The following is a 23,584-nucleotide window of genomic DNA, read 5'->3' on the forward strand; positions in this document are numbered from 1 at the left end:
ACTGAACGCCTTCGACATCACCTTCGACGGCCGCCTCTCCGCCGCCCGTCAGTAACCCTCAACAACCCGAGTTACACCGCTCGTTTGACAGACCCGCCAACGCGGCCGAGGTGCTGGAAAGGCTCACGAGTGCGGGTGCAGACGATGAGGAGCTCATCGCGGCCTACCGTGCAGTGCGGGATTTGGACCTGGACGGTACACGTGTGGGGCGGGTCCTGCGGGATGCCATCGACGAGGTGTTGAATGGCGAGGTTACGGGTCGATACGACTTGAAGCACCTGACCAAGGCGGAGCGGGCGCACCTCGGGAGCCTGGTAAACATTGCGATCCAGCGTGAGTTTGTCTTCGAGGACGGTCATGCGATGGACTTCAGCATCGCCGGCGTCGATGTTGACTGCCGTTTCAGCCTCACATTCGGCGGCTGGATGCTCCCTCACGGGACGCTGGGTCACATCTGCCTTCTAGTCTGGGCTGACGACTACCTGAGCCGGTGGAGTGTCGGCCTGCTGCGCGTCAAACAGGAGTGGCTCAACACCGGGCGCAACCGGGACCTGAGAGCCATGCTCAAAGCCGGGCACCGCGACAAGATCCTCTGGCTCTGGCGCGACGCCATGCTCTCGGAGAACATCTTGCTGCACATGCCCGACACCGACCGCGAAGCGGTCTTCGGGAATAGGTCCGGTCAGGGTCGACTCAACGAACTATTCCGTCGCGCCCAGGGGCGCCGAATCGGACGCAACGCGGTCCGCACCGTGGTTCAGCAGAAGGACTATATGAAGCGCATCCGCGGGAACGGCGGATCCCGCTCAGCACTTCGGGACGAGGGAATCATCATCATGGGCGACTACGATGCACACCGGCACATCGCCCGTCAGCTCGGCCTTCCCGTACCCCGGGAAGGAGAGTTCGTCAGCGCGCGGGTCATACCGGCTCTGCCTAGGATCGGTAAGCCTCTCGCGGAGATGGACGGCCGACTGTGGTCTCTGGCCTCTCCGGAAGACCCTGTGCACCGCGCGCCGGCGCTTCCTTCACATTCGGCAGCAAGCAGTGATCATGCGGACGGGCCCCGCTGGAGGTGATGTGGGCCTCGTCGCCCCACCGCCGTGCAGCCGACGGTGCCCGTCCCGGGGGGCGCAGTGCAGTCGTCGTGAAGTCCACGCTGCTGCCGAGGAGGACGCTGGCCGTGAGCGCCGCCGGCGAGCAGGAACGACGGGTGCGTGCCGGGACCGAGACACGGATCGAGCATGGCTTGGCCCGTCCGGAACCTATTGGTTTCCGGCAGGCAGATACCCACGCTGTTACCACTGCCGTGGGGACCATTTGGGGACCACACGGTGCTCGCGACCCTGAACAGCACGCGCGGGGAGGCACCTTCTGCACCCTCTTTCTGCCTGATATGTGCAGGTAGTTCCCATGGCCCTCACTCCTGGGGGTCAAGGGGTCGCAGGTTCAAATCCTGTCGTCCCGACTCGTATGAGTCGCAGGTCAGAGGTCGTTTGCGGAGTGATCCGAAACGGCCTCTTGATCGTTTGTAGGGTCCGACCGGGGATCAGTTCTTGACAGGGTGGCAGCGCGTCCCGGCCTGGTCGAAGTGCGCGTGGCAAGCAGCGGGCCGTTCGGGGACCGCCCGTGATGGTGTTCCCGTCTTCCCCAACTCCGGATCGTGACACGGCGTCTCGGTAGAGTGCGCCGGGTGAGCGACGTGTATGAGTTGGTGGTCACGGTCGATCTGCGGGACGAGATCACCGAGCAGGAACTCGCAGAGCTGCGCTGGCATCTGGGAATCGGGCCGCAGCCCGAGCGCCTGTCCATCGTGAGTCCGGTCAGGTAGTCCAGCGCCCGGTCACGGGGCTCTGACCCGCCGAAACGATGGCCGAACCGGGCATGGAGCCCGGCTATCCCCTCAAACCACGACTCGACTCGTTCGACCGTCAGCTCATCAGCCCACAGACACACCAACGCGCAACAACCGTGACTGTCACGCAAGTTGCAGCTACTGGAATCAGCCCTCGACGAACGTGACGGTCTCGTCGAGCGGCGCCCGGCCCGTACGGGCGTAACCCACCGTGACGTCCTCGAACCCGATCGACATGCCACAGAAGAGCATGAGGTCGTCCGGGGGTGACAGGACCTCCGCGACAGTCTTGCGATACACCGACCATGCCATCTGCGGGCAACTGTGCAACCCTTCGGCGCGGAGCAGCAGCATGACGGTCTGCAGATACATGCCTACGTCGGACCATTGAGGTCGGCCCATGTCGCCGTCGATGTAGCAGAACAGGGCGGCGGGCGCGCCGAAACCCTCCCAGTTCGCAGAAGCGGCCCTCTGGCGCGCCTCCCAGTCCGCACGCCCAATACCGAGTGCGCTGTAGCGTTCATGGCCGAAGGCGGACCGGCGCTCGTGGTAGGGGGACTTCAGCGCCGGCGGGTACATCTCGTACTCCCGCTCGTCCCACGGGTCACCTGAGGCCACACGCTCGTCGGCGCGCCTCTTGAGCTCGGCCAGCGGCGCGCCGGTCAGCACATAGGCGCGCCACGGCTGGAGATTCGACCCGGACGGGCGCCCCGCGCAGGTGACCGCGAGGTGGGCACCGCGTCCGTAAAGCCCTGTCGGCCCACCGGCGCCAGCGCCGTGCGCCAGCGGTCGACCCTCGGGAGTCCATGGGCCCCGTCCTACCTCGAGAGCTGTGGCCCGTTTGTCCCGGCGACGCTGGGCTGGGACAGGGCGCACCTTGACAGCCTCAGCCCTCACGGGTGCCCGTGTGCCTCGTCAGCGGTCACCTATGTGAACGGGGCCCCCGCGTCGATGGCGCGTTGCAGCGTCCACTCGAAGTGCTCATTCTTGGTCGCGAAGGGGACCTCGTCGTCAATCCCGGCCGCGGTCAGGCAGGGCGAGGCGCCCGCCGGTCCTTGCGCTGGGCCAGCTCCTCGTCCTCGACCAGGGTCAGCATGGGCTGACCCGGCGCGCACATCATCGTCACGAGGAAACGGCTCCAGGAATCCGTTCGGTTGTTCCCGTCCTGATAATGGATGACGTCGCCGCCCGGCTCCCAGAACGTCTCTCCGGCCTTGATCACGCGCTCCGGCTCACCTTCGAGCTCGAAGAGCATCTCCCCCTCGAGCATGTATCCGAATGCGGGGCCGGAGTGCCGGTGCGGAGGCGTGCCCGGGTCGCCCGGGGGAAATTCGATGAGGACGGTCATCGCCTCGGCGCCCTCCGGGATGGACGGCGGCTGTGCCGTCTGCAGCAGGGTCAGTGCCGTCTTCCACGCTTCGGACCGTGGTCCCCGCTCTGCGCGCGTCGGCTCATTGCTCGACATGGTGAAGCCTCCATGGGTGCGTAGCTGTCTACGGAGCCCCCGGACCGGACAGCGCGGATCGGTCACCTCCGGCGGATGTGCCGGCATTCCGCCCATCTGACCGCCGTCCGTGCCTATGAAGCCGAAACAGGGGCAGCGGATGCGGGGAACACGACCTCATACCTCGCAGCGTTCCGGAGATCCGCCGGTTGATCGGGCACGTCATCGCCACACCCCACTGCCCCAGCAACGAGCACCGCCTGCACCAGTCACGCTACCGAGGCACCAGCCAGGCCCGAGCCCACCGCTGCCACTCTCAACGCCGACGCCGCACCCCCAGATGCGGTTGCAGCATTAAGGGCTGTCCCGTAATCCCTGGCGGGCGCGCGACGACAGCTACGGCACCTCGCCGCGTTGCCGGAACGTCCGCGTACATCCAGTACGCGGACGTCCCTTCGCCTTGCGTTGCACCGCATCTGACGCCGCGCGCTGATCCACCACGGATTACGGGACAGCCCTTAGGCTGGAATGAATCAGACCAAATCCATACGAATACGAGACAACGGGCGCGATGCCCCGAGGGAGGCATGATGAGCCAGCAGCCGGTCCTCCTGCCCTATGCCGATCCGGCCTTCGTGGCGGACCCCTTTCCGTTCTACCGGCAACTGAGCCAGGAGGGCCCGGTGCGGCGCGCCGTCGTCGCCGGGGGCCTGGAGGCCTGGCTGGTCACGCGGTACGAGGACGGGCTCGCAGCCCTGTCCCACCCACAACTGAGCAGTGACGTCCGTGATGCGTCGGATCCCCGGTTCGCCGAACGGCTGCCCACCACCGACCGCGAGTCCGTACTGCGCAACATGCTCCGCTCCGATCCGCCCGACCACACCCGTCTGCGCCGACTGGTCTCCCGGGCGTTCACCGCACACCGGGTGGCGGAGCTGCGGCCTCGCATCCAGGAGATCGCCGACCGACTGCTCGACGAGATCGTGCCGGCCGGCCGCGCCGATCTCATCGAGAGCTACGCCCTGCCGCTCCCGGTCACCGTGATCAGTGAGCTGCTCGGGGTGCCCGTGACCGACCGGCACGACTTCCAGCAGTGGACCGACGACATGGTCCTGAGGGGGAACGAACCACCCGACCCGGCCCGGATGGACGGGGCATGGCGCCGGATGCGCTCGTACCTGACCGGGCTTCTGGAGGCCAAACGCGCCCGGGCCGGGGACGATCTGCTCAGCGCACTGGTCGTCGCCCGGGACGAGCAGCAGGGGCTGGACGAGGACGAGCTGATCGCCATGGCCTTCCTGCTGCTGGTGGCCGGCTACATCACCACGGTCAACCTGATCGGCAGCGGCATCGCCGCGCTGCTCGCCCATCCCCACCAGTTGAAGATGCTGCGGGACGATCCGGCGCTGCTGCCGGGCGCGATCGAGGAGTTCCTGCGCTACGACGGACCGGTCAACCCCGGCATCGCCCGGTTCGCGCGCGAGGACGTCACCCTCGCCGGGGTGGACATCCCGCGCGGTGCGACCGTGCTGATCGCCTCCGCCATCGCCGACCGCGACCCGGAGCAGTTCCCCGACCCCGACCGCCTCGACATCGCCCGCAGGGACAACGCGCACCTCGCGTTCGGGCACGGCATCCACTACTGTCTGGGCGCCCCATTGGCCCGGCTCGAAGGCCAGATCGCCGTCGGCACCGTCCTGCGCCGCCTCCCGCGCCTCGCCCTGGCGGTGCCGCCCGGAGAACTGCGGTGGCGGCCGGGTGGCCTGCGCGGCCCGGAGCACCTGCCGGTCACGTTCACCGCAGGTGCCACGGCCTGAGCGGGGCGGCTGCCCGGAGCGCAGGACAGCCACCGGCGCGCCGTTCATCTCCCGCTCAGTTCGATCGTGCGAGCCGGAATCCCAGGTCGTCGATGCGGAAGGTCGGGTGACTCTTGCGGCGGCACGACGCCCGGCATCCTCGGGGGTGGTCGTACGCGCCGCCACCACGGAAGACGCGGTACGGGCCGTAGACGTTCGGATCGTAGACGTCCCAGCACCACTCCCACACGTTGCCGATCATGTCGTGGAGCCCCCACGCGTTCGGTGTCCTCGTCGCGACATCGTGCACCGTGCCGCCGGAGTTGCCGCGGTGCCAGGCGATCTCGTCCAGCTCTCCGTAGCGGGCGTCGGACGTCCCGGCCCTGCACGCGTACTCCCACTCCGCCTCCAACGGGAGGCGGTAGCCGTCGGCCTCCCAGTCACAGACCACGTCCTGCCCGTCGGGATCGTCACCGATCAGGTAGCAGGGTTCGAGTCCCGTCGCTCGCGAGAGCAGATTGCAGAAACCGACGGCCTCCTTCCAGGAAACCTCCGTCACCGGTGTCAGCGGGCCCGCCGGGCCCGCGGGCCCCTCGCCCCCGACCGCCCGGTACAACTCGGTGGTCACGGGGTACGGCGCCAGCAGGAAGGCCCCGACCGCGACCTCCCAGTCGGTCCTGGTGCCTTCGTCCCGCAGGACGATCTCACCGGCGGGGATGGCTCTCATGTTCTCGGCCACCGCTTGTCGGAGTATGGCTTCAGAGCTCATCGCTGCTCCTCATACGCTTCCGGTGCGTCGGACCGACGTACTTCTGACCCGGCAGCAGTACGGGAAGCCGGTCCGGGCTTCCGGACATTCGGACATTCGGACAAGTGACGGTACCGATCACCGGGAAACGGTGCCGGGGCGGACAGAGGTACGGGCCGTCGTGCCCGTTCCCGGGCCGCCCACGGTGCTCACCGGGCCGCCGAGGGGGAAGTCAGGGCGCGTGGTCGCGGCCGTCCCGTGGGGCGAAGGCTTGAAGAGCGTCCTCGTCCGTCGCGCGGGCGTGCAGGAAGTAGTCGGTCCACTCGGAGATTCCGGGGTAGCCGGAGTCGTGCCCGATCTGCGCCGACGCGGTCTCGACGTCGAAGTCCGTGGTGCGCAGCTCGACGCCCGGCCCGAGAACGGCCCAATGGGCTCCCGCTCTTCCGTAGGGCATGCCGACACTGCCGGGGTTGACCACGAGCCGACCGTGGGCGAGGCGGACGAACGGCATGTGGGTGTGGCCGCAGACCACGGTGCGTACGTCGTCGTCGAGTCCGCCGAAGACCTCATTCCAACGGTCGAGGCGGGAGTCGACGAGGACGACTTCTTCGTCGTCACGGGGAGTCGCGTGGCAGAACAGCACCTTCCCGAGGCCGCGCACCGACAGGGAGAGCGACCGGGGCAACGAGCCGAGCAGGTCGAGATGATCCTCGCGCAGCTGCTCGGCGGCCCAGGGGGCGATCGGATCGGGGATCGATTCCCGCTGTCCGCGGCGGTATTCGAGGAGTTCGCGGTCGGCGTTGCCGCTGATCCATACGACGCGGTCGCCGAGGCCGATGAGCCGGTCGAGGACCTGGTTCGGTTGCGGGCCGGCGGTGATGTCGCCGGTGAGCACGATACGATCCGCGGCTTGCACGTCCGGATCGGCGAGCACGGCCTCCAAAGCCGGCAGGACTCCGTGGATGTCGGACAGTACAGCGACTCGATTCAGCATGGTCACCAGTGTGCGGGGTGAACGGTCGGGGTGCGGGAACGTTCGCCTGACATAGGGCCAGGGCCGAGGCGGCCGGGGCCCGATCACGGGGCGAGCGGGACCCGGTCCATCGGTGGGCATGTGCGGGCATCATGGGTGGTACGTTCGGTTCTGGGATCCTGGAGGGGCGACAGGGAGCACAGGTGCAGGAGAGTCGGCGCACAGGGGCGTGGGCGGGCTGGCTGCTCGTCGTGCCGGCCCTGGTGTCGGGTGTGCTGCTGAATGTCTTCGCGCCCCAGCCGTACATGGGGCTTCCGCTGCTGGCCGCGGCGCCGCTGATCGCCGGAGCGATGCTGTCGTTCCGGGCGGGAGTTCTCGTCGCGAGCCTCGCCTGCGGAGTGTCGCTGGTGCTGGATTTCGTCCGGGGGCGTTCCGCCACGGCGAGCTTCGTCGATCTGGCCGTGATCGGCCTCATCGGGATTCTGGCCCTCGCGGTCAATCTGTTGTTGCAGCGTCAGGGGCGGGATCTCGCGCGGGCCCGGGTCATCGCGGAGGCGGTACAGCTGGCGGTGCTGCCGGACCCACCGTCGCGGGCGGGGCCTCTGGCCGTTGCCGCGGGATACACCGCCGCACAGGCCGAGGCAAGGATCGGCGGCGACCTCTTCGCGGTGCAGGAGACCCCCTACGGCGTGCGCATGATCATCGGGGATGTGAAGGGCAAGGGGGTCCAGGCGGTCGCAGCCGTCTCGGTGGCGATCGGGGCGTTCCGCCAGGAGGCCGAACACGCCCCCACACTGGCCGAACTGGCCCGGCGCCTGGACGACGCGCTGAGCAGGGAGTCGAGCCGCAGCGGCAGCAAGACGTCCGGCGAGGACTTCACCACGGCCGTGCTGGCCGAAGTGCCCGGTGACGGCGCGCTGCTGCGCCTGGTCAACCGTGGCCATCCGGGCCCGTACCTGATCCACGACGGTGCGGTCGCACGGCTCGACGCCACTCGCCCGCAGCTGCCCCTGGGCATGGGGCTGGGCGCGGTGGCCGCGCCGGACGGCGACACCTTCACCGATGTCTTTCCGCTGCCGTCCGGCGCGCTGCTGCTCCTGATCACCGACGGTGTCACCGAGGCACGCAATCGCACGGGTGCCTTCTACGATCCGTGTGTGTCCGCCACCCTCACCGGTACCTGCTTCAGGGACCCCGACGACCTGGTCCACGCGGTGACCGCGGATGTCGCACGCTGGACATCCGACGGCCACCAGGACGACATGGCCATCCTGGCCGTCGCCCGGCGCGGCGGTCACCGGCTCGGCTGAGGACTCACGAGGCGTCTTCGGCTGCGGAGACGGTCAGCCGGTGCGCCGGCGGGTGTTCGATCGAGAGATCCGGGCGCCAGGCCGCGAGCACCTGCGCCGAGGGACCGAACAACGGCCTCGGCAGTGCGTCGAGAGCGGTCCACTGCCAGGTGCTGATCAGATGGGGCTCGGTCACCCGAGGGCGTCCCGACTCCAGGGTCACCACGGCCGCCATCGACACGCGGTTGATCCCCGCCACCACGTCATGGAGCATGGCGAAAACCCTCACGCCGGCCACATCGACCTCCAGGCCCGTCTCCTCGCGGAGCTCACGGACGGCGGCGGCGGCGATGGACTCATGGGTCGGGTCCACCTTGCCGCCGGGGAGCTCCCAGGTGCCGCTGTGGTGTCTGCCGAGCAGCACGCGCCCGTGGGCGTCCTGCACGACGACGCCCACACCGAGCGCAGCCTGCGCCAGCGGCGGACGGGAGTTTCGGGGGAGGGCTTCGTCGGGGGCGGTGTCCATGGTGCTCCTCGCGGGTCGGCGTGGGGTGTTGCGGGCGGGGGCCTCGGCAATCCGGTGTACGTGGAAGCCTACGGACCGCCGTTTGTCCACGACGGTCGGGCAACGGCTCCGCGGGGTGGGCGCAGAGAGCGCCGACCCGGCGACCGTACTCGTCAGGGGTGTGGTTCGGGTCGTCAGACCGTCAGCCGCAGCGACGTCGCCGAGATGCCCAGCCGGACCGACTGCCCCCATGTCAGCTCCAGCGCGTCCGTCTCCATTCCGTCGCCGAAGACCACCACCCGGTCGGACTCGACGGTGAGCCTCAGCCCCTGTCCGCGCCCCAGTTCGCCCGCGATCAGCGAAGTACCGGTCGCGGGCGACGGCCAGGCCTCGCGGACGAACCACAGCAGCCGGGGATCGGTGGGTGCCGGGAGCGGCAGGGCGCTGCGGCGTTCCTGCCACAGTGAGCGGAGCCAGCCCGTGGCGCCGGTGCCCGTGCCGACCAGGACACCGGACGAGGCCTGCGGTTCGGTGGCGGCGCCGGGCGCGTCGGGGCCGATCCGGTAGCGGGCGGTCTGGTGGCCGGGCGGACCGAGATAGATCTCGTTCAGGGCGAGCAGGCGCTGGGTGTCGTCGGCGACCGCCTCGACCATGGTGAGTTCGTCCGCCGCGCCTGCGGGGGACGCGGCCGCCCGCAGCAGGCCGGCCGCGTCGCAGGGACGGTGGCGTACGAGCACCCCCGGATTGCGTCCGGGGTCGGTGTCGATGCCCACGACGGGCTGCCCGGACAGGTACTTGGCGACGTTGGCGACCAGCCCGTCCTGCCCGACGACGACCACCACGTCCTCGGGCGCGAACAGGAAGTGGTCGAGATCGACGCGCTCCACCCGCGACTGCCGCCACTGGAGCGGTACGGCTGCCGCCACATCGGCGAGCGCCTGCTGGGTGTGTCGGTGCCGCCGGGCCACCTCGTCGATGGACCGGCCGCGGCTGGAGAGGAAGAACGCGGCTTGGCCGTGGGTGCCGTGCCGGGCCAGCAACTCCTCGTACTCCGTGGTGCGGTGGACCAGGACCGCGCGGGGGGCGAGGCTCATGGCCGGGGCTCGGGATCGGTCCTGCCGAGCTTGCTGAGCAGGCCGGTGAGGACATCGGGGGAGAGGGTGAGGTTGTCGATGCGGGGCAGGTTCTCCGCCAGTCTCGTCGTCGCCAGGGCGTGCAGGGTCGCGGCGTCCACCTCGCCGTGCACCCGCAGCCAGGCCGCCTGGGACTCCGCGCGTGCGGCGCCGACCTCGCGTGCGGCCTCGGCCTCGGCTCGGGCCAGGCGTACCTTGCGTGCCGCCTCGGCCTCGGCACGCACCGCGTCGGCCGCCGCGTTCTCCTCGGCCTCGCGCCGGGAGTTGGTGCCGCGCTGCTCGACCAACTGCTCCTCGCGGCGGGCGAGTTCGATCTGGCTGGCCAGCTCGTTCTCGGCGATGGCCCGTTCCCGTTCCACGGCAACGGCGCGGCGTTCATAGGTGGCCCGGTCGGCCTCCTGCTGGATCTGCTCGCGGGCGGGGGTGCGCAGGGCTCGCTCCACCTCGGCCTCGGGACGGATGGCGACCACCCGCACCGCGACCACATCGATACCGGTGGCGGGCAGCCGGGGTTCCGCGGCGAGCCCGGCCGCGACCCGGTCGCGCACGGATGCGACGCCGTCGACCAGTGCCTCGGCCAATGCGGTCCTGGCCAGCACGTCCAGCGTGTGCTGTTGAGCGGTCTCGGTGAGCAGGGTGGCGATCTGTTCCAGGGGTGCGCCGCGCCACACCCCGGTGTCCGGGTCGACGGAGAAATCCAGGCGGGCGGCGGCCTCGGCCGGGTCGCTGATCCGGTATGTCACGGTGGCCTGCACGGTGACGTCCTGGAAGTCGGACGTGCGTGCGTGGAAGGCCATCGCCAACTCGCGGTCGTTGACAGGGACTTCGGAGAGCGCTGCGGTCAGTGAGCGGTACCAGAAACTCAGTCCCGGTCCGTCGTGGGCGAGCCGGCCGCGCTTGTGGTGGCGGATGTGCGCAGTGGGTGCGGAGCGCAGATGGCGCCAGCCGAAGCGCCGGGTGATGTCGGCCATGTCGGAATCCCCTCTGTTCTCGTCACGTAGACGATAAGAGGGTGTGGTTGATATCGTCAAGAGGACGAGAATGATCGTCGGTCGCGTCGGTCGCGTCGGTCGCGTCGGTCGCGTCGGTCCTGCCGGGGGCTGGGGCGGGGGCGGGGGCGGAAAGGGGAATCGGAGGTCTGTGGGCGGGTATCGGCCGGGGTGCGCGAGAGGGTGTGGAGAACGGGCGACCGGCGGCCCCCGAAGGAGCCACCGGCCGCCCGGATGGTGCGCCGCCCCCGTCCCCACGGTGCGGCGCGAGCGGGTCGTCGTCATCCGCTCGGACGGCGACCCACGTCTCTCGGGTCACTGGGGCGCGGGCGCGTCCAGTCCAAGTGCGGGGAGGACGGCGTTCTCCACGAAGCGGGTCAGATAGGCCTCGTCCGCGTACTTCCCCTCCAGCAGCGGACGGGCGCGCATCACACCCAGCAACTGCGCGGAGACGAACTCCGCCGCCGGGGTGTCCGCCGGGATCTCGCCGCGCTCCGTACCGCGCCGGACCATCGCTTCGATCGCCGCGATCTCCGGCACGATCAGTGCCTCACGCAGCGCGCACAGCAGCTCGGGGCTCTGCAGTGCGGCATGGCTGAGCGCGTGCATCAGTGGGGTGTCGCGGCCCGATCCCGCGCCGATGGCCCGTGCCGCCTCGCGCAGATCCCCCGCCAGTGTGCCGGTGTCGATGTCGGGCAGCAGGACCCGCCGGGTGCCGTGGAGTGCCGCCACGACCAGTTCGGGCTTGGAACCCCACTGCCGGTAGAGCGTGGACTTGCCGCAGCGCGTCCGCGAGGCGACCCCTTCCATCGTGAGGGCCTCGTAGCCGGACTCTCTCAGCATGTCGAGCACGGCCGCGTAGAACTCCTGCGCCCGCTCCGGCGTGATCTTCGAGCGGCGGGGCGTGTGCGCCGGTTCCTGCGCGGCTTCCTGCGACGGCATGTGTTTTCCCTCTCAGCGATTCTGCGACGAGGTCCATCGATACGCCAGTGTACCGAAACGCACGTGTACCGATACGTTCGCGTATCGGTACACTGGCGTATCGATATGGCGTGGGCTGAGCCCTGCCTCCGCAACACCGCTTCGTCAGCAAAGGGGCACCGGATGAGGTACGCCGGTAGCGAGCCCGCAGATCGGGAGCCGGACAGTACTGCCCGACCGCCCCTCCTCCGCGAGCTTCTTCTCGTCGTGGGTCTCTTCGTTATCTACAAGCTCGGCCGACAGGCCGCGAACGGCCATGTCGAGGAGGCGTACCGCAACGCGGGAAACGTCTGGGACTTCGAACGGTCCCTGCACCTGCCGGGTGAAGGCGCGGTGCAGAGTCTGCTGCTCCACGACGAGACGCTGATCCACCTCGCGAACACCTATTACGCGACCGTGCACTTTCCGGCCACGCTGCTCTTCCTCGTGTGGCTGTACTGGCGTCGCCCACGCCACTACGTCTGGTCGCGCCGCATCCTCGCCGCCCTCACCGGCGCCGCGCTCGCTCTCCACCTGCTGTTCCCGCTCGCCCCGCCGCGGCTGCTGGCTGCCGCAGGTCTCGTCGACACCGGCCAGGTGTACGGGCCGACGGTGTACGGAGCGACGCCGGCGACCGACTCGATGGCCAACCAGTTCGCCGCGATGCCCTCACTGCACTTCGGCTGGGCGGTGATGGTCGCCGTGGGGCTGATCGTCGCCACCCGCAGCCGGTGGCGCTGGCTGTGGCTGCTGCATCCGCTCGTCACCCTGCTGGTGATAGTCGGCACGGCCAACCACTACTGGCTCGACTCGATCGTGGTCTCCGCGCTTCTCGCGGTGGCTTTCGCCGCGTTGCCCCTGCGGCGCGCGGAACCGGTACGGGTGCACGTCCCCGGGCCTTCCACCGCGTGGCCTTCCACCGCGAGTGCGCCCGCGTCGACGGTCCTGCCCCACCCCGCCGATCCCGCCCCGCCGACCGCGTACACCCCGCCGCGGGCCCACTCCGCGTCCTCGTACGCGTCGTCCGGAGCACGGCGATGAACGCCACCCTGATCGCCGTCGCACTGTCCCTGGTCTCCGCCGCCGCGTATGCCTCGGCCGCGGTGGCGCAGGCCCGGCTCGCCGGGCGCACCGAGCCGGACGCCGGTGTCCTGAGGCTGCTCGGACGGGGCGCCTGGTGGTCGGCGGTCGGACTGAACGCGGGCGGCGCGCTGCTGCACGTCGCGGCACTCAAGTACGGGCCGCTCACCCTCGTCCAGCCGCTCGGCGCCCTCACTCTGGTCGCGGCCGTCCCGCTGGGTGCCAGGACCGCCGGACGCCGGGTCACCCGGATCGAATGGCGCGGCACGATCCTGACCCTGCTCGGGCTCGGTGCCCTGCTGATCACCGCGGGCGGCACCGCCCCGCACGAGACGCTCAGCCTTCCCGAAGCACTGGTCGTCGGCGCCGGAACCATGGCTGTCGTCGCCGGACTGAGCCGCCCAGGAGCACGCCCCGGGCTGCGGCACGCGGCGGCCTCCGGCATCACCTCGGGAGTCGCCTCGGCGCTCACCCAGACCCTGACCGTCTCCGTCACCGACCACACCGGCCCCCTGCTCAGCCTGCATCTGGTGATCGTCGCCCTGCTCGTCTCCACGTTCGCGATGGGCGGTCTGCTGCTCTCCCAGACCGCCTACCGGGGCGGTCTGGGTGCGCCGCTGGCCGTCGTCACCCTCGCCAATCCGGTGGCTGCGGCGGTCATCGGCCTGGCCCTGCTCGGCGAACGCCTCCAGGGCGGCACGATCAGCCTGGTTCCGGCGCTGCTCGGCACGGTCGCGGCGGTACGGGGCGTGATTCTGCTCAGCCGTGCGCAGGCCCGGGCGCAGGCTCAGCCGTCGGCCGTCATCGGCCCGGCCGCGCCCGATCCGAGGGCCGTGGCAGGATCACCGTCGCGCGTGGTGATCGGGAGCCGGGCGCCGCGGGAGCAGCCGGTGCTGCGCCCCGAACTGGGCCGGACCCCGGTGGGCGGACCGTGACGCGCCGAAGCGGCTCGGCCGCCGGGGAAGTCTCGCGGCGACGTGAGATTCACCGGCCGAGGTGTCATGTACGAAATTCATCCGCCCGTCGACCCGCCACGCGCGAGCCCCGCTCACTCGTCGGGACGTCCGGCGGACCGGCGGTGCCGGTCTCCCTGGCCCGGCGGATCCGGCATCCGGTCCCCGCCCGGGGTCAGCGCCCGGGTCAGCCAGCCGATCCAGAAGTTCTCCAGATCGATGCCGCCGCGCAGCACCAGATGCCGTAGCCGGTCCTCGTCGGAATTCCGCTCGGGCGGGAAGTCCCGCTTCTCGATCTCCAGATACTCCGCCAGCTGCCGTCGGTGCAGCCCCAGATGACGGCGCAGCTCCGCATCGAGGCCGGGCGCTCCGACGACCGCGGCCGCCCGCATCCGCAGCAGCAGCGGATCGCGGATCTGCTTGGGGTCCTCGGAACGGGCCACCCACGTGGACAACGCCTCCCGGCCCGCAGGCAGCACCTCGTACTCCTTCTTCTGCCCACGGGAGGGCTGCTTCGACGGCAGTGCCCGGATCTGCCCCGCCTGCTCCAGCTTCCCCAGCTCGCGGTAGATCTGCTGGTGCGTGGCGGACCAGAAGTAGCCGATCGACCGGTCGAACCTGCGGGTCAGCTCCAGCCCCGACGACGGCTTTTCGAGCAGGGCGGTGAGGATCGCGTGCGGGAGTGACATGGGGTGCATCCTAAGGACGGCCGGGCGCCGGCCCCATGACGGAGGGGCCGGGCCGACGGAAGCTCCCCGGGCCAGGGGCTTTTTGGATCTGTCAGAGCGTGGCCGCTAGCTCCGTGCCCTGGCGGATCGCGCGCTTGGCATCCAGCTCGGCGGCCACGTCGGCGCCGCCGACCAGATGCGCCGAGCGGCCCGCGGCGACGAGCTCCTCGTACAGTTCGCGACGCGGTTCCTGGCCGGCGCAGAGCACCACCGTGTCGACCGGCAGGAGATGCTGTTCGCCGTCGACGGTGAGGTGCAGTCCGTCGTCGTCGATCCGGTCGTAGGCGGCGCCCGCGATCATCGTGACGCCGCGGTGCCGCAGCTCGGTGCGGTGGATCCACCCGGTCGTCCTGCCCAGCCCGGCACCGACCTTGCTGGTCCTGCGCTGGATCAGGTGCACGGTGCGTGGCGTCCTCGGGCGTTCCGGGGCGCGCAGACCGCCCCGGCCGCGGTAGTCGGTGTCGACGCCCCACTTCCGGAAGAACACCTCGGGGTCGAGGCTCGCGGCCTCCCCCGAGTCGGTCAGGAACTCGGCGACGTCGAAGCCGATGCCGCCCGCCCCGATGATCGCGACCCGCTCACCCACCTGTGCCCCGCCACGCAGGACGTCGAGGTAGCCGACCACGCTGGGGTGGTCCAGGCCCGGAACGGCGGGGGAGCGGGGCGTGACACCGGTGGCGAGGACGACCTCGTCGTAGCCGTCGAGCGCATCGGCCGTGACCTGCGTACCGAGCCGCAGCTCGACCTTCTCCTCCGCGAGCCGGGTACGGAAGTAGCGCAGCGTCTCGTTGAACTCCTCCTTGCCGGGAACCCTGCGCGCCACATCGAGCTGGCCGCCGATCTCCTCCGCGGCGTCGAAGAGCGTCACCCGGTGCCCGCGCCCGGCGGCCGAGACGGCGCACGCGAGACCGGCCGGCCCGGCACCGACGACCGCCACCCGCTTGACGGTGCGCGTCGGCGACAGGATGAGCTCGGTCTCGTGGCAGGCGCGCGGATTGACCAGGCAGGAGGTGACCTGGCCGCTGAAGACGTGGTCCAGGCAGGCCTGGTTGCAGCCGATGCAGGTGTTGATCGCGTCGGCGCGGCCCTCGGCCGCCTTGACGACGAAATCGGGGTCGGCGAGGAACGGCCGGGCCATCGACACCATGTCCGCCCGTCCCGAGGCGAGGATCTCCTCGGCGACCTCGGGCGTGTTGATGCGGTTGCTCGTCACCAGCGGTACGGAGACGGCGTCGCGCATGCGCTCGGTGACCCAGGTGTAGGCGCCGCGGGGCACGGAAGTGGCGATGGTGGGGATCCGGGCCTCGTGCCAGCCGATCCCCGTATTGATGATGTCCGCTCCGGCCGCCTCGATCTCGCGGGCGAGCCGCACGACCTCCTCCAGGGAGGAACCGCCGGGGACCAGATCCAGCATGGAGAGCCGGTAGATGAGGATGAAGTCGCTGCCGACCCGCTCACGCACCCGGCGCACGATCTCGACGGGGAACCGGATGCGGTTCTCGTACGGGCCGCCCCAGCGGTCGGTGCGCCGATTGGTCGCGGTGGCGATGAACTCATTGATCAGATAGCCCTCGGAACCCATGATCTCGACACCGTCGTAACCGGCGTGCCGCGCGAGCTCCGCGGCCCTGGCGAAGTCCTCGATCGTCTCCTCGACCTCGTCGTCGTCGAGGGCGTGCGGGGTGAAGGCGCTGATCGGAGCCTGGATCGCGCTCGGCGCCACCAGCTCGGGATGGTGCGCGTACCGGCCGAAATGCAGGATCTGCATGGCGATCCGGCCGCCGGCCTCATGGACGGCGGCCGTGACCGGCGCATGCTGCTCGGCCTCCGCCTCGTCGGTCATCTTGGCACCGCCGGGGAAGGAACAGGCCCGCGCGTTCGGGGCGATACCACCGGTGACCATCAGACCCACGCCGCCCCGGGCACGTTCCGCGTAGAAGGCGGCCATCCGCTCGAAGCCCCGCTCCACCTCCTCCAGACCGATGTGCATCGACCCCATCAGCACCCGGTTGGGGAGGGTGGTGAACCCGAGGTCGAGCGGGCTCAGCAGGTTGGGGTACGGGCTCATGCGGGGCTCCTCGCGCAGTGTCGTTGCGCCAGTTGTAGACCACCCGAACCTCATTGTGCAACAAGTTGCACAATTACCTACGTGACAGAGCCACGCATGAGGCCGTCCCCCGGACGGCGTAACACCAGGGCACATCGGCGCTCGGCGCCACCGAGAGTGGAAACGCGGCACCCGCCGCCACGGCGTGGGGCGGGGCGTCCGTCCGACCCGCTCCCCCTGACCTCTTGCGGAGGCTCCCATGGCCTGCCTCGACCGGCGTGATCTCGGCCTGCTCGTCCTGCGCGTCGGTACCGGCGCGGTACTGGCCGCGCACGGCACCCAGAAGCTGGCCGGCTGGTTCGGCGGAGGAGGCATCGAAGGAACCACCGCCGCGATGGAGGCCATGGGCTTCCATCCGCCGAAGTACAGCGCGGTCGCCGCCGGGCTCGGCGAGGCGGGCGGCGGCGCGCTGCTGGCCCTCGGCCTCGCCACCCCGGCGGCGGGCGCGGCAGCGGCGGGGGCGATGGCGGGCGCCGTGGCCGTCCACGCACCCGCCGGATTCTTCGCACAGGGCGGCGGCTACGAGTACCCGGCCTTCCTCGGCTTCACCGCGGCGGCGATCGGCCTGACCGGACCCGGCCGGTACTCCGTAGACCATGCCACCCGGCACACCTTCAATCAGCCCTGGATGGTCGCCCTCGCCTTCGCGGGCAGCGCGGTCGCGGCGGCAGCGGTCGTCGGCAGGCGAGCCAGGGGCCGGGCCGCGGTCGATCCCGACGCGACCTGACCCACCCGGCAAGGACAGGGACCGGACGGCACCCCAGGGAGGGAGCCGCCCGGTCCCGGCCGCGTTACTTGCGGAACAGCGAAGCGGCCGGGGAGGCGTTGCCGTACGCGTCGACGGCGACGACCCGCGCCACGTACCGCCTGCCAGCCGCCGCCCGAGTCGGGGAACCACGCCTCGGGGGCGTGCGCCAGGCCCGACGTCCGGGGGACTGCGTGGCGGACGTGTTCCCCGGGACGGCAGGGGTGTTCCCGGCCCCGGGGTGGCCGATCGTGTCGCCGGGTCACCGCGCGTGCCGGACCGCGCCGGTCACCGCCGTGGGCCGGTCGTTCCGCAGCTGTGACGGAAGCCGTCGGGGCGGTTGGCCCTTGCGGGACGGTGTGCGTGACGGGGCGGGGTGGCGTCGCGGTGGATGGCGACGAGCGCGGCGTCGTCGCCCAGACGCCCGCCGACGTGGGCGAGGAGGTCGCGTCGCAGATGGTGCAGGAGCGTCTCCGGGGAGCTCTCCGTCCATCGGGCGGCCCGTTCAGTGAACGGGTAGAAGTCCCCGTCCCGGTCACGCGCCTCGGTGATGCCGTCGGTGTAGAGGAGGAGGGTGTCACCGTCCTCGAAGGGGAACGCGTCCAAGGCGTAGCCGGTCGGCCCCGTGCGGCCGACCCCCAGCGGGGGTGCCGGGCGCAGACTCGGCATTCTGACGGAACGCCCCGGGCCCAGGAGCAGGGGTGCGGGGTGCCCGCAGCTGGTCATGCGGACGACGTGGTCCTTGTCGGGGATCTCCAGGAGCAGCGTGGTGACGAAGCACTCCCCGGTCGCTTCCCGGGACTCGAAGTCGTCCTCGTAGCGCGCGACGCTCCGTTCGAGGGCGGCGGCGAGTTCGGGCAGGCCGGTGTGCTGGTGGGCGGCCTCACGGAAGGCGCCGAGCAGGAGGGCGGCCTCTCCGACGGCAGCCAGGCCCTTGCCCCTCACGTCCCCGATCATCACCCGCGTTCCACCCCCGGTCCGGGTGGCCGCGTACAGGTCTCCGCCGATCAGGGCCTCGTCCTCCGCGGCCAGGTACAGGGAGGCGACCCTCAGTGGGCCGATCCGGTCCGGGAGCGGCCACAGCAGGACGCGCTGTGCGGCTTCGGCCACCGACCGCACGCGCGCCAGCTCCCGTCCGCGCCGCTCGCGTATCAGAGCGAAGAACACCGTCAACGCCGAGAGCAGAGCGAGAGCGACGATCTGCACCACCATGCTCCGGGAGGACAGCACGCCGATGTGCCGGCCGATGTACGCCTGGGCCGCCACGGCCAGGAGGCCGATGCCCCCGGTCGGGAGCGCGCCGGCGAACGAAGCGGTGAGCGCCGGCGCGATGACCAGCAGCGGTCCCAGACGGATGTCCTGCGGCGCGAGGATGTCCACAGTGGCGATCACGACGATGAGCGCGACGGGAATCGCCAGCAGCACGTGGCTCGGCCGCCATGGTTCTCGCAGATCCGTAAACCGTTCACTGAGGCTCACGTCTTCCACAGTGCACCGCCCCCGGACCACGCACGACTCGGCCGGAGGACCCCGCCGGGCACCCGCCGGGACCGGCCGCGCCGCCGGGGCCGTGGTTCGGCGACCGGCACGACGGCGCCGGACTTCGGCGTCGAACCGCGTCACCGGCCCTTTCGGCAGTGTGCGGACACGGTAATCGGCACCGCCCCGCTGCCGCGCCGACGGGGTCCATCGCGGTGTGTGACGGGCGCGGCATCGAACGTCACAGCGGTGTCGGCATCCGGGCGACGGGGCGCGCCGACAGCAGCCGTGGCCCCCTCTTCGAGGCGGACGGAGAAGGGGCGCCGGATGCCGCCGTGGCTCAGCGCATGTCGGTCGGCCGCTCCTCTCCCTCGAACGGGAAGCGGCGGCGGAAGTCGTCCGCCGCGTCCTCCAGCGTCACGAACGACACGCCCTCGTGTCCGCGGACGTAGTCGATGAACCGCTCCAGCATCAGCAGGACCTGCGGGCGCCCGGAGACGTCCGGGTGCAGCGTCACAGGGATCACCGCGTAGTCCAGCTCCCGGTGCACCCAGTCGAACTGGTCCTTCCAGTCCTGCTCCAGGGCGCGCGGCGAGACATAGCCGTGGCTGTTGTGGGCGTGCTTGTTGAACATCATCGGGGGCAGGTCGTCGACGTACCAGTTGCCGCAGAACTCGACCAGGTCGACCTCGCGACCGTGGATGAGGGGCTTCATCCAGTCCTTCGCCTCGCCGGAGTAGTCGATCTTCGTCCAGGAGTCGCCGACCCGGGCGTAGAAGGGGGTGAAGTCGCGGTAGTTCTGCGAATGGTCGTAGCTGAAGCCGTACTTGTGCAACAGTGCAGCCGTCGACTCCGACATCTCCCACCACGGTGCGACGTACCCCTTGGGCCTGCGCCCGGTGAACTGCTCGATCAACTCGACCGACTTGGCGAGGACGTCCTCCTCCTGCTGCGGGGACATCGCGATGGGATTCTCGTGCGAGTACCCGTGCGCACCGATCTCGTGCCCCGCCTCGACGATCATCCGGGTCTGCTCGGGGAACGTCTCGATGGAGTGGCCGGGGACGAACCAGCTTGTGCGGATCCCGCGGCGCTCGAAGAGCTTGAGCAGACGTGGTGTGCCGATCTCACCGGCGAAGACACCGCGTTGAATGTCGTTGGGGGAGTCCTCACCGCCGTAACTGCCGAGCCAGCCGGCGACCGCGTCGACATCGACACCGAGGGCTATCCGGATGTCCTTGGGCATGGTGGCGTTTCTCCTCTTCAGCGGGATGTTTCGGTGAACCGGCCGACGACGGCGGAGAGCCGGCTCGCCGCCGCGGTGGCGAGCGCGACGTCCGCGTCGCTCCAGGAGCGCTCGCTCAGGCTGTGCAGGGAGATCCAGCCGGTGAGGGCGTCGTCACCCGGCGCCGGTACGGGAACGAGCACCTGGGCCTGTACGCCGTACACCTCGATCAGCGCACGCGGCGGACGCGGCTCGGTGGTGAACCGCGGCTGGACGAGAGGGCGGCGGTGCTCCGCCAGCCACCGGACGGTGTCGAGACGCCTCTGGTCGAGGGAGGCGTCGCGGCGGATGGAGCGGACGCCGGGGCCGCAGGCCTCGCCCGCGGTGAGATCCACGTGCAGGCCGAGCGCGGGCAGGTCGACGCGGAAGGTGGTGCGGTCCGCACCGGTCGCCGTCAGCAACGCCTCCAGTGTCTCCTGGATCCGGGCGCGCGGGCTTCCCGTGTGCAGCAGCGTGCCACGGCCTGGCAGTGTGGTGGCGCCCGCGAGATCCAGGGCCTTCCACAGGGTGGCCACCACCGAGTCGAACACCGGGATGCCCAGGCTCCGTTCGAGACGGGGGACCTCGAACGCGCCGTGCACATTGGTGCAGACGACGGCGACGGCGTGCACGGCGCCGTCCTCCGCCGTCACCGCCGCTTCCTCGATCTGACGGGCGACATCGGCGGCCGGGATCCGCGCGAAGGCCTCGTTGTCGTCCTCGCCGAACGGCTCGGCGAGGAAGCACTGCAGACCGGCCTCCTTGGCATACGTCTCCACGATCCGCTCGCACACGTCCCGCGTGTAGGGCAGCGCGAGCCCGAGGCGTGTCACCCCGTACGCGGCGCAGGCGTCCAGCAGGGCAAGCGTCGAAGTGGTGGCGGGAACGCCGGTCCCGGCGGTGATCGCATCGGCCAGCGCGCGGTCCCGGGCCGGCCCGAGCCAGGAGCCGGATGTGCCGTTCCAGGCGATGACATCGACCTTGGAGTCGGCGAGCTGACGGGCCGCCGCCAGCATCGGACCGGTGTCGAACTGCGCGTCGCTTCCGGCGTCGAGCGCGATCCGGGTGACGGGGACACGGGCGAAGTGAGCTGTGAAGCGGGTGGCGTCGGTGCCGAGCAGGCCGTAGGTCACCGGTTCCAGACAGGTGTTGGACGACGGGGTGAGCATGCCGAGCCGTATCGGACGTGTGCGCTCGGTCAGGGACTGGTCGATCATCGGACGGCAAGCCTCCGGGAGTAGTCGATGACAAGGGACGAAGCCGTGAACAGGGCCCCGGCGCCGACGAAGTACAGCAGCGCCCAGGTGTAGGAGCCGGTGCCGCCGACGATGAAGCCGACCGCGATCGGTGTGACGATGCCGGCGATGTTGCCGGAGAGGTTCATGGCGGCGCCCACCACGCCGGCGTTGCAGCGCCCGCCCAGAACGGAGGGGAGCATCCAGTACAGGCCGGCCCAGCGCAGGAAGAACAGCACGACCGACAGCAGGAGTACGGCCGTCAGGGCATCGGGTACGAGGACGACCCCGAGCAGGCCCGCGACGACGGCCGCGCCGGCGATCCCCATCATGGTGCGCATGACCGTGTTGGCGTGGACGCCCCGTGCCCGCCAGCGGTCGGCGAGCCAGCCGCCGAACAGCTCACCGACGAAACCGGCACCGAAGATGACCAGCGTCGACCAGCCGATGGTCTTGATGTCGAAGCCCTTGGTCTCGGAGAGATACAGCGGTCCCCAGGTCAGCACGCCGTAGAAGACGCCGTTGAACCCCATCCAGCCCAGGCACATTCCCCAGAACGACCGGTACTTGAGGTAGCCGACGAGCCGGGCCGGCTCGTCGGCGACCGGGCTCGCCGCATCCTCCTCGGCGTGTGCGCGCTCGATGTGGGCGAGTTCGGCGGCATTGACGGAGCGGTGCGCGCGGGGGGTGTCGCGCAGGTACCGGAGGGCGAACAGGCCGATGCCGACCGTCACCGCTCCCGCGACGACGAAGCTGGCCCGCCAACTGCCCGTCCAGGTGATCAGTCCCGAGATCGCGATGCCGCCGAGTGCCGAGCCCAGCGGCGCCCCGCCGTCCATCAGAACGGCGCCGCGTCCGCGTTCCCGTGCGGGCAGCCACTGCGCGTTGAGCTTGCCGCCGGCCGGCATCACCGGTGCTTCGACCACACCGAGCAGCAGCCGGTAGCCGAGCAGTGAGCCGACCCCGGTGGAGGCGGCGGTGAGGGAGGTGGCGAGCCCCCAGCCGACGCAGGCACCCCCCGCCATCCGGCGCGGCCCGAACCGGTCGATGAGCTTGCCCGCCGGTATCTGCATCAACGCATAGGTCCAGAAGAACGCGCTGAGCACGAACCCGGTGACCTCCTTGGACAGGTGCAGGTCCTTGGTGATCAGCGGCAGCGCCACGGAGACGGAACCGCGGTCGATGTAGTTCAGCGCGACGATGCCGAGAAGAAGGACGAAGACCTTCCAACGTGTACGTGTGGGACGTGGACCGGGGCCCGTCCTGCTGGGCGGCGGACCGGTTCTCGTCGAGCGGGCGGTTTCGGGCGGAGGCGGGGACGACGACATGGCGGGACCCTCGATTCGGCTGGCGATGACGGATGCAGGGGCTGACGTCGAGCTGAGGACCGTGCGTTGGCAGGGGCGCGTGAACGCAGGTGTCGACAGATGTGCGAGCTCCTGACGTGCCCCTTACTCGTTATGGCATACCAAAGAATGAGTACGGGGCGGCCTCGCGTCAAGGGTTTGGTATACCGTGAGGACTTCTTTGCAGGCGGGACACGGGGGCGACACGTGACAGAGCGCGAGGCGGCACCGGCGAACGGTGGCGGCGCATGGCTGCGTGACCAGGTGTGCGAGGGAATCCGCGACAGGATCATCGCGGGGCAGCTCAAACCCGGCGACAGGCTGGTGGAGCGCGAGGTCGCGGAGGAGTTCGGCGTCTCGCGCATTCCCGTACGCGAGGCGATCCGGGTCCTGCTCAGTGAGGGTTTCCTGCAGGCGCTCTCACCGCGCCGCATCGTCGTGCGCGAACTGTCGCATCAGGACGTGCTCGACCTCTTCGACCTGCGCGAGGCCCTTGAGGTGCTGGCGGCCCGCCGGGCGGCCGAGCGCGCGCTGCCCGCGCAGGTGCAGCGCCTGGAGCGGCTGTTGGAGAGCGCCCGCAAAGCCACCAGGTCGGGCCGGGCCGACCGGATCTCCCGCTCCAACACGGCCTTTCACCATCACATCATCGAGATCGCCGGCAACGACCTGCTCGCCTCCGCGCTCGAACCCCTGGAGGGCCGGATGCGCTGGCTCTTCCAGCAGATCGACGACCCGCATTCGGTGTGGGAGGAGCACCGCGCCCTGTGCGAGGCCATCGCCGCCTCCGACCCGGAGGCGGCGGCCCGGCTCGCGCTGGCGCACGTGCGCCACTATCGCGCCGTGGCACTCGGTCTGCTCTTCGACGAGCCCGGCCCGTGAGGGGTGCATCCCCCCGGCCCGCCCTTTGCCGAAGGTGTCCGGGGCCGCCGCGATCGAGACCGCCGCGCGAGGCCGG

22 protein-coding genes are annotated in these 23,584 nt (G+C 70.4%); 8 read left to right on the top strand and 14 right to left on the bottom strand.

The window, feature by feature from the left end:
* Positions 1-110: 110 nt before the first annotated feature.
* On the top strand, positions 111-1,079 hold the full coding sequence (locus tag ACF1B9_RS35775) for a NaeI family type II restriction endonuclease (protein ID WP_391746713.1): 969 nt from the start codon (positions 111-113) through the stop codon (positions 1,077-1,079).
* Between the two features lie 614 nt (positions 1,080-1,693).
* Positions 1,694-1,831 (top strand): hypothetical protein, encoded by a 138-nt coding sequence (locus ACF1B9_RS35780; RefSeq protein ID WP_391746712.1) that lies wholly within the window; start codon positions 1,694-1,696, stop codon positions 1,829-1,831.
* A 171-nt stretch (positions 1,832-2,002) separates the two neighbouring features.
* Here the strand turns inward: ACF1B9_RS35780 and ACF1B9_RS35785 are convergent, their stop codons facing one another.
* Together ACF1B9_RS35785 and ACF1B9_RS35790 are read right to left on the bottom strand one after the other, a co-directional pair.
* Positions 2,003-2,641: a nitroreductase gene (locus tag ACF1B9_RS35785; protein ID WP_391746717.1), complete on the bottom strand. Its 639-nt coding sequence runs from the start codon at positions 2,639-2,641 to the stop codon at positions 2,003-2,005.
* A gap of 241 nt (positions 2,642-2,882) precedes the next feature.
* On the bottom strand, positions 2,883-3,320 hold the full coding sequence (locus tag ACF1B9_RS35790) for a cupin domain-containing protein (RefSeq protein ID WP_391746711.1): 438 nt from the start codon (positions 3,318-3,320) through the stop codon (positions 2,883-2,885).
* Positions 3,321-3,889: 569 nt separating this feature from the next.
* Here ACF1B9_RS35790 and ACF1B9_RS35795 point away from each other — a divergent pair.
* Positions 3,890-5,116, top strand: a complete 1,227-nt coding sequence (locus ACF1B9_RS35795; RefSeq protein WP_391746710.1) for a cytochrome P450 — start codon at positions 3,890-3,892, stop codon at positions 5,114-5,116.
* 55 nt (positions 5,117-5,171) lie between these two features.
* Here ACF1B9_RS35795 and ACF1B9_RS35800 read toward each other — a convergent pair whose 3' ends face one another.
* Together ACF1B9_RS35800 and ACF1B9_RS35805 are read right to left on the bottom strand one after the other, a co-directional pair.
* A complete protein-coding gene (locus ACF1B9_RS35800) occupies positions 5,172-5,864 on the bottom strand; it encodes a formylglycine-generating enzyme family protein (protein ID WP_391746709.1) in 693 nt (230 codons plus the stop codon).
* A 211-nt stretch (positions 5,865-6,075) separates the two neighbouring features.
* On the bottom strand, positions 6,076-6,837 hold the full coding sequence (locus ACF1B9_RS35805; protein WP_391746708.1) for a metallophosphoesterase family protein: 762 nt from the start codon (positions 6,835-6,837) through the stop codon (positions 6,076-6,078).
* A 182-nt stretch (positions 6,838-7,019) separates the two neighbouring features.
* Between ACF1B9_RS35805 and ACF1B9_RS35810 the strand changes: the two genes are divergently transcribed.
* Positions 7,020-8,126 carry a PP2C family protein-serine/threonine phosphatase gene (locus ACF1B9_RS35810; protein WP_391746707.1) on the top strand — a complete coding sequence of 369 codons (1,107 nt, stop codon included), beginning with the start codon at positions 7,020-7,022 and terminating at the stop codon, positions 8,124-8,126.
* Positions 8,127-8,130: 4 nt separating this feature from the next.
* Here ACF1B9_RS35810 and ACF1B9_RS35815 read toward each other — a convergent pair whose 3' ends face one another.
* The 4 genes from ACF1B9_RS35815 to ACF1B9_RS35830 all read right to left on the bottom strand — a co-directional run bounded on the left by ACF1B9_RS35815 (position 8,131) and on the right by ACF1B9_RS35830 (position 11,674).
* On the bottom strand, positions 8,131-8,631 hold the full coding sequence (locus ACF1B9_RS35815) for an NUDIX hydrolase (RefSeq protein WP_391746706.1): 501 nt from the start codon (positions 8,629-8,631) through the stop codon (positions 8,131-8,133).
* 173 nt (positions 8,632-8,804) lie between these two features.
* A complete protein-coding gene (locus ACF1B9_RS35820) occupies positions 8,805-9,704 on the bottom strand; it encodes a hypothetical protein (RefSeq protein WP_391746705.1) in 900 nt (299 codons plus the stop codon).
* Complete coding sequence (locus ACF1B9_RS35825; protein WP_391746704.1) at positions 9,701-10,714, bottom strand: SPFH domain-containing protein; 1,014 nt, start codon at positions 10,712-10,714, stop codon at positions 9,701-9,703. Before ACF1B9_RS35825 ends, ACF1B9_RS35820 begins: the two co-directional genes overlap by 4 nt.
* Positions 10,715-11,047: 333 nt before the next feature.
* Positions 11,048-11,674 carry a TetR/AcrR family transcriptional regulator gene (locus tag ACF1B9_RS35830; RefSeq protein WP_391746703.1) on the bottom strand — a complete coding sequence of 209 codons (627 nt, stop codon included), beginning with the start codon at positions 11,672-11,674 and terminating at the stop codon, positions 11,048-11,050.
* Between the two features lie 162 nt (positions 11,675-11,836).
* Here ACF1B9_RS35830 and ACF1B9_RS35835 point away from each other — a divergent pair, with 162 nt between their 5' ends.
* A complete protein-coding gene (locus tag ACF1B9_RS35835; RefSeq protein ID WP_391746702.1) occupies positions 11,837-12,733 on the top strand; it encodes a phosphatase PAP2 family protein in 897 nt (298 codons plus the stop codon).
* Positions 12,730-13,707: a DMT family transporter gene (locus tag ACF1B9_RS35840; RefSeq protein ID WP_391746701.1), complete on the top strand. Its 978-nt coding sequence runs from the start codon at positions 12,730-12,732 to the stop codon at positions 13,705-13,707. The genes ACF1B9_RS35835 and ACF1B9_RS35840 overlap by 4 nt, the downstream gene beginning before the upstream one ends.
* A gap of 113 nt (positions 13,708-13,820) precedes the next feature.
* Here the strand turns inward: ACF1B9_RS35840 and ACF1B9_RS35845 are convergent, their stop codons facing one another.
* Positions 13,821-14,414 (bottom strand): PadR family transcriptional regulator, encoded by a 594-nt coding sequence (locus ACF1B9_RS35845; RefSeq protein WP_391746700.1) that lies wholly within the window; start codon positions 14,412-14,414, stop codon positions 13,821-13,823.
* 91 nt (positions 14,415-14,505) lie between these two features.
* Positions 14,506-16,521 carry an FAD-dependent oxidoreductase gene (locus tag ACF1B9_RS35850; RefSeq protein ID WP_391746699.1) on the bottom strand — a complete coding sequence of 672 codons (2,016 nt, stop codon included), beginning with the start codon at positions 16,519-16,521 and terminating at the stop codon, positions 14,506-14,508.
* 238 nt (positions 16,522-16,759) lie between these two features.
* On the opposite strand from ACF1B9_RS35850, the gene ACF1B9_RS35855 reads away from it, so the two are divergent.
* Positions 16,760-17,287: a DoxX family protein gene (locus tag ACF1B9_RS35855; protein ID WP_361444445.1), complete on the top strand. Its 528-nt coding sequence runs from the start codon at positions 16,760-16,762 to the stop codon at positions 17,285-17,287.
* A 306-nt stretch (positions 17,288-17,593) separates the two neighbouring features.
* Here the strand turns inward: ACF1B9_RS35855 and ACF1B9_RS35860 are convergent, their stop codons facing one another.
* The 4 genes from ACF1B9_RS35860 to ACF1B9_RS35875 all read right to left on the bottom strand — a co-directional run bounded on the left by ACF1B9_RS35860 (position 17,594) and on the right by ACF1B9_RS35875 (position 22,611).
* On the bottom strand, positions 17,594-18,784 hold the full coding sequence (locus ACF1B9_RS35860; RefSeq protein WP_391746698.1) for a PP2C family protein-serine/threonine phosphatase: 1,191 nt from the start codon (positions 18,782-18,784) through the stop codon (positions 17,594-17,596).
* A 340-nt stretch (positions 18,785-19,124) separates the two neighbouring features.
* Positions 19,125-20,030 carry a polysaccharide deacetylase gene (locus ACF1B9_RS35865; protein WP_391746697.1) on the bottom strand — a complete coding sequence of 302 codons (906 nt, stop codon included), beginning with the start codon at positions 20,028-20,030 and terminating at the stop codon, positions 19,125-19,127.
* A 17-nt stretch (positions 20,031-20,047) separates the two neighbouring features.
* A complete protein-coding gene (locus ACF1B9_RS35870) occupies positions 20,048-21,265 on the bottom strand; it encodes a GAF domain-containing protein (protein WP_391746696.1) in 1,218 nt (405 codons plus the stop codon).
* Positions 21,262-22,611, bottom strand: a complete 1,350-nt coding sequence (locus tag ACF1B9_RS35875; RefSeq protein WP_391746695.1) for an MFS transporter — start codon at positions 22,609-22,611, stop codon at positions 21,262-21,264. Before ACF1B9_RS35875 ends, ACF1B9_RS35870 begins: the two co-directional genes overlap by 4 nt.
* Positions 22,612-22,836: 225 nt before the next feature.
* Between ACF1B9_RS35875 and ACF1B9_RS35880 the strand changes: the two genes are divergently transcribed.
* On the top strand, positions 22,837-23,508 hold the full coding sequence (locus ACF1B9_RS35880) for a GntR family transcriptional regulator (RefSeq protein WP_391746694.1): 672 nt from the start codon (positions 22,837-22,839) through the stop codon (positions 23,506-23,508).
* Positions 23,509-23,584: the final 76 nt, after the last annotated feature.

The sequence above is a fragment of the Streptomyces sp. NPDC014727 genome (assembly GCF_043083485.1).
In the GTDB taxonomy this organism is placed as follows: domain Bacteria; phylum Actinomycetota; class Actinomycetes; order Streptomycetales; family Streptomycetaceae; genus Streptomyces.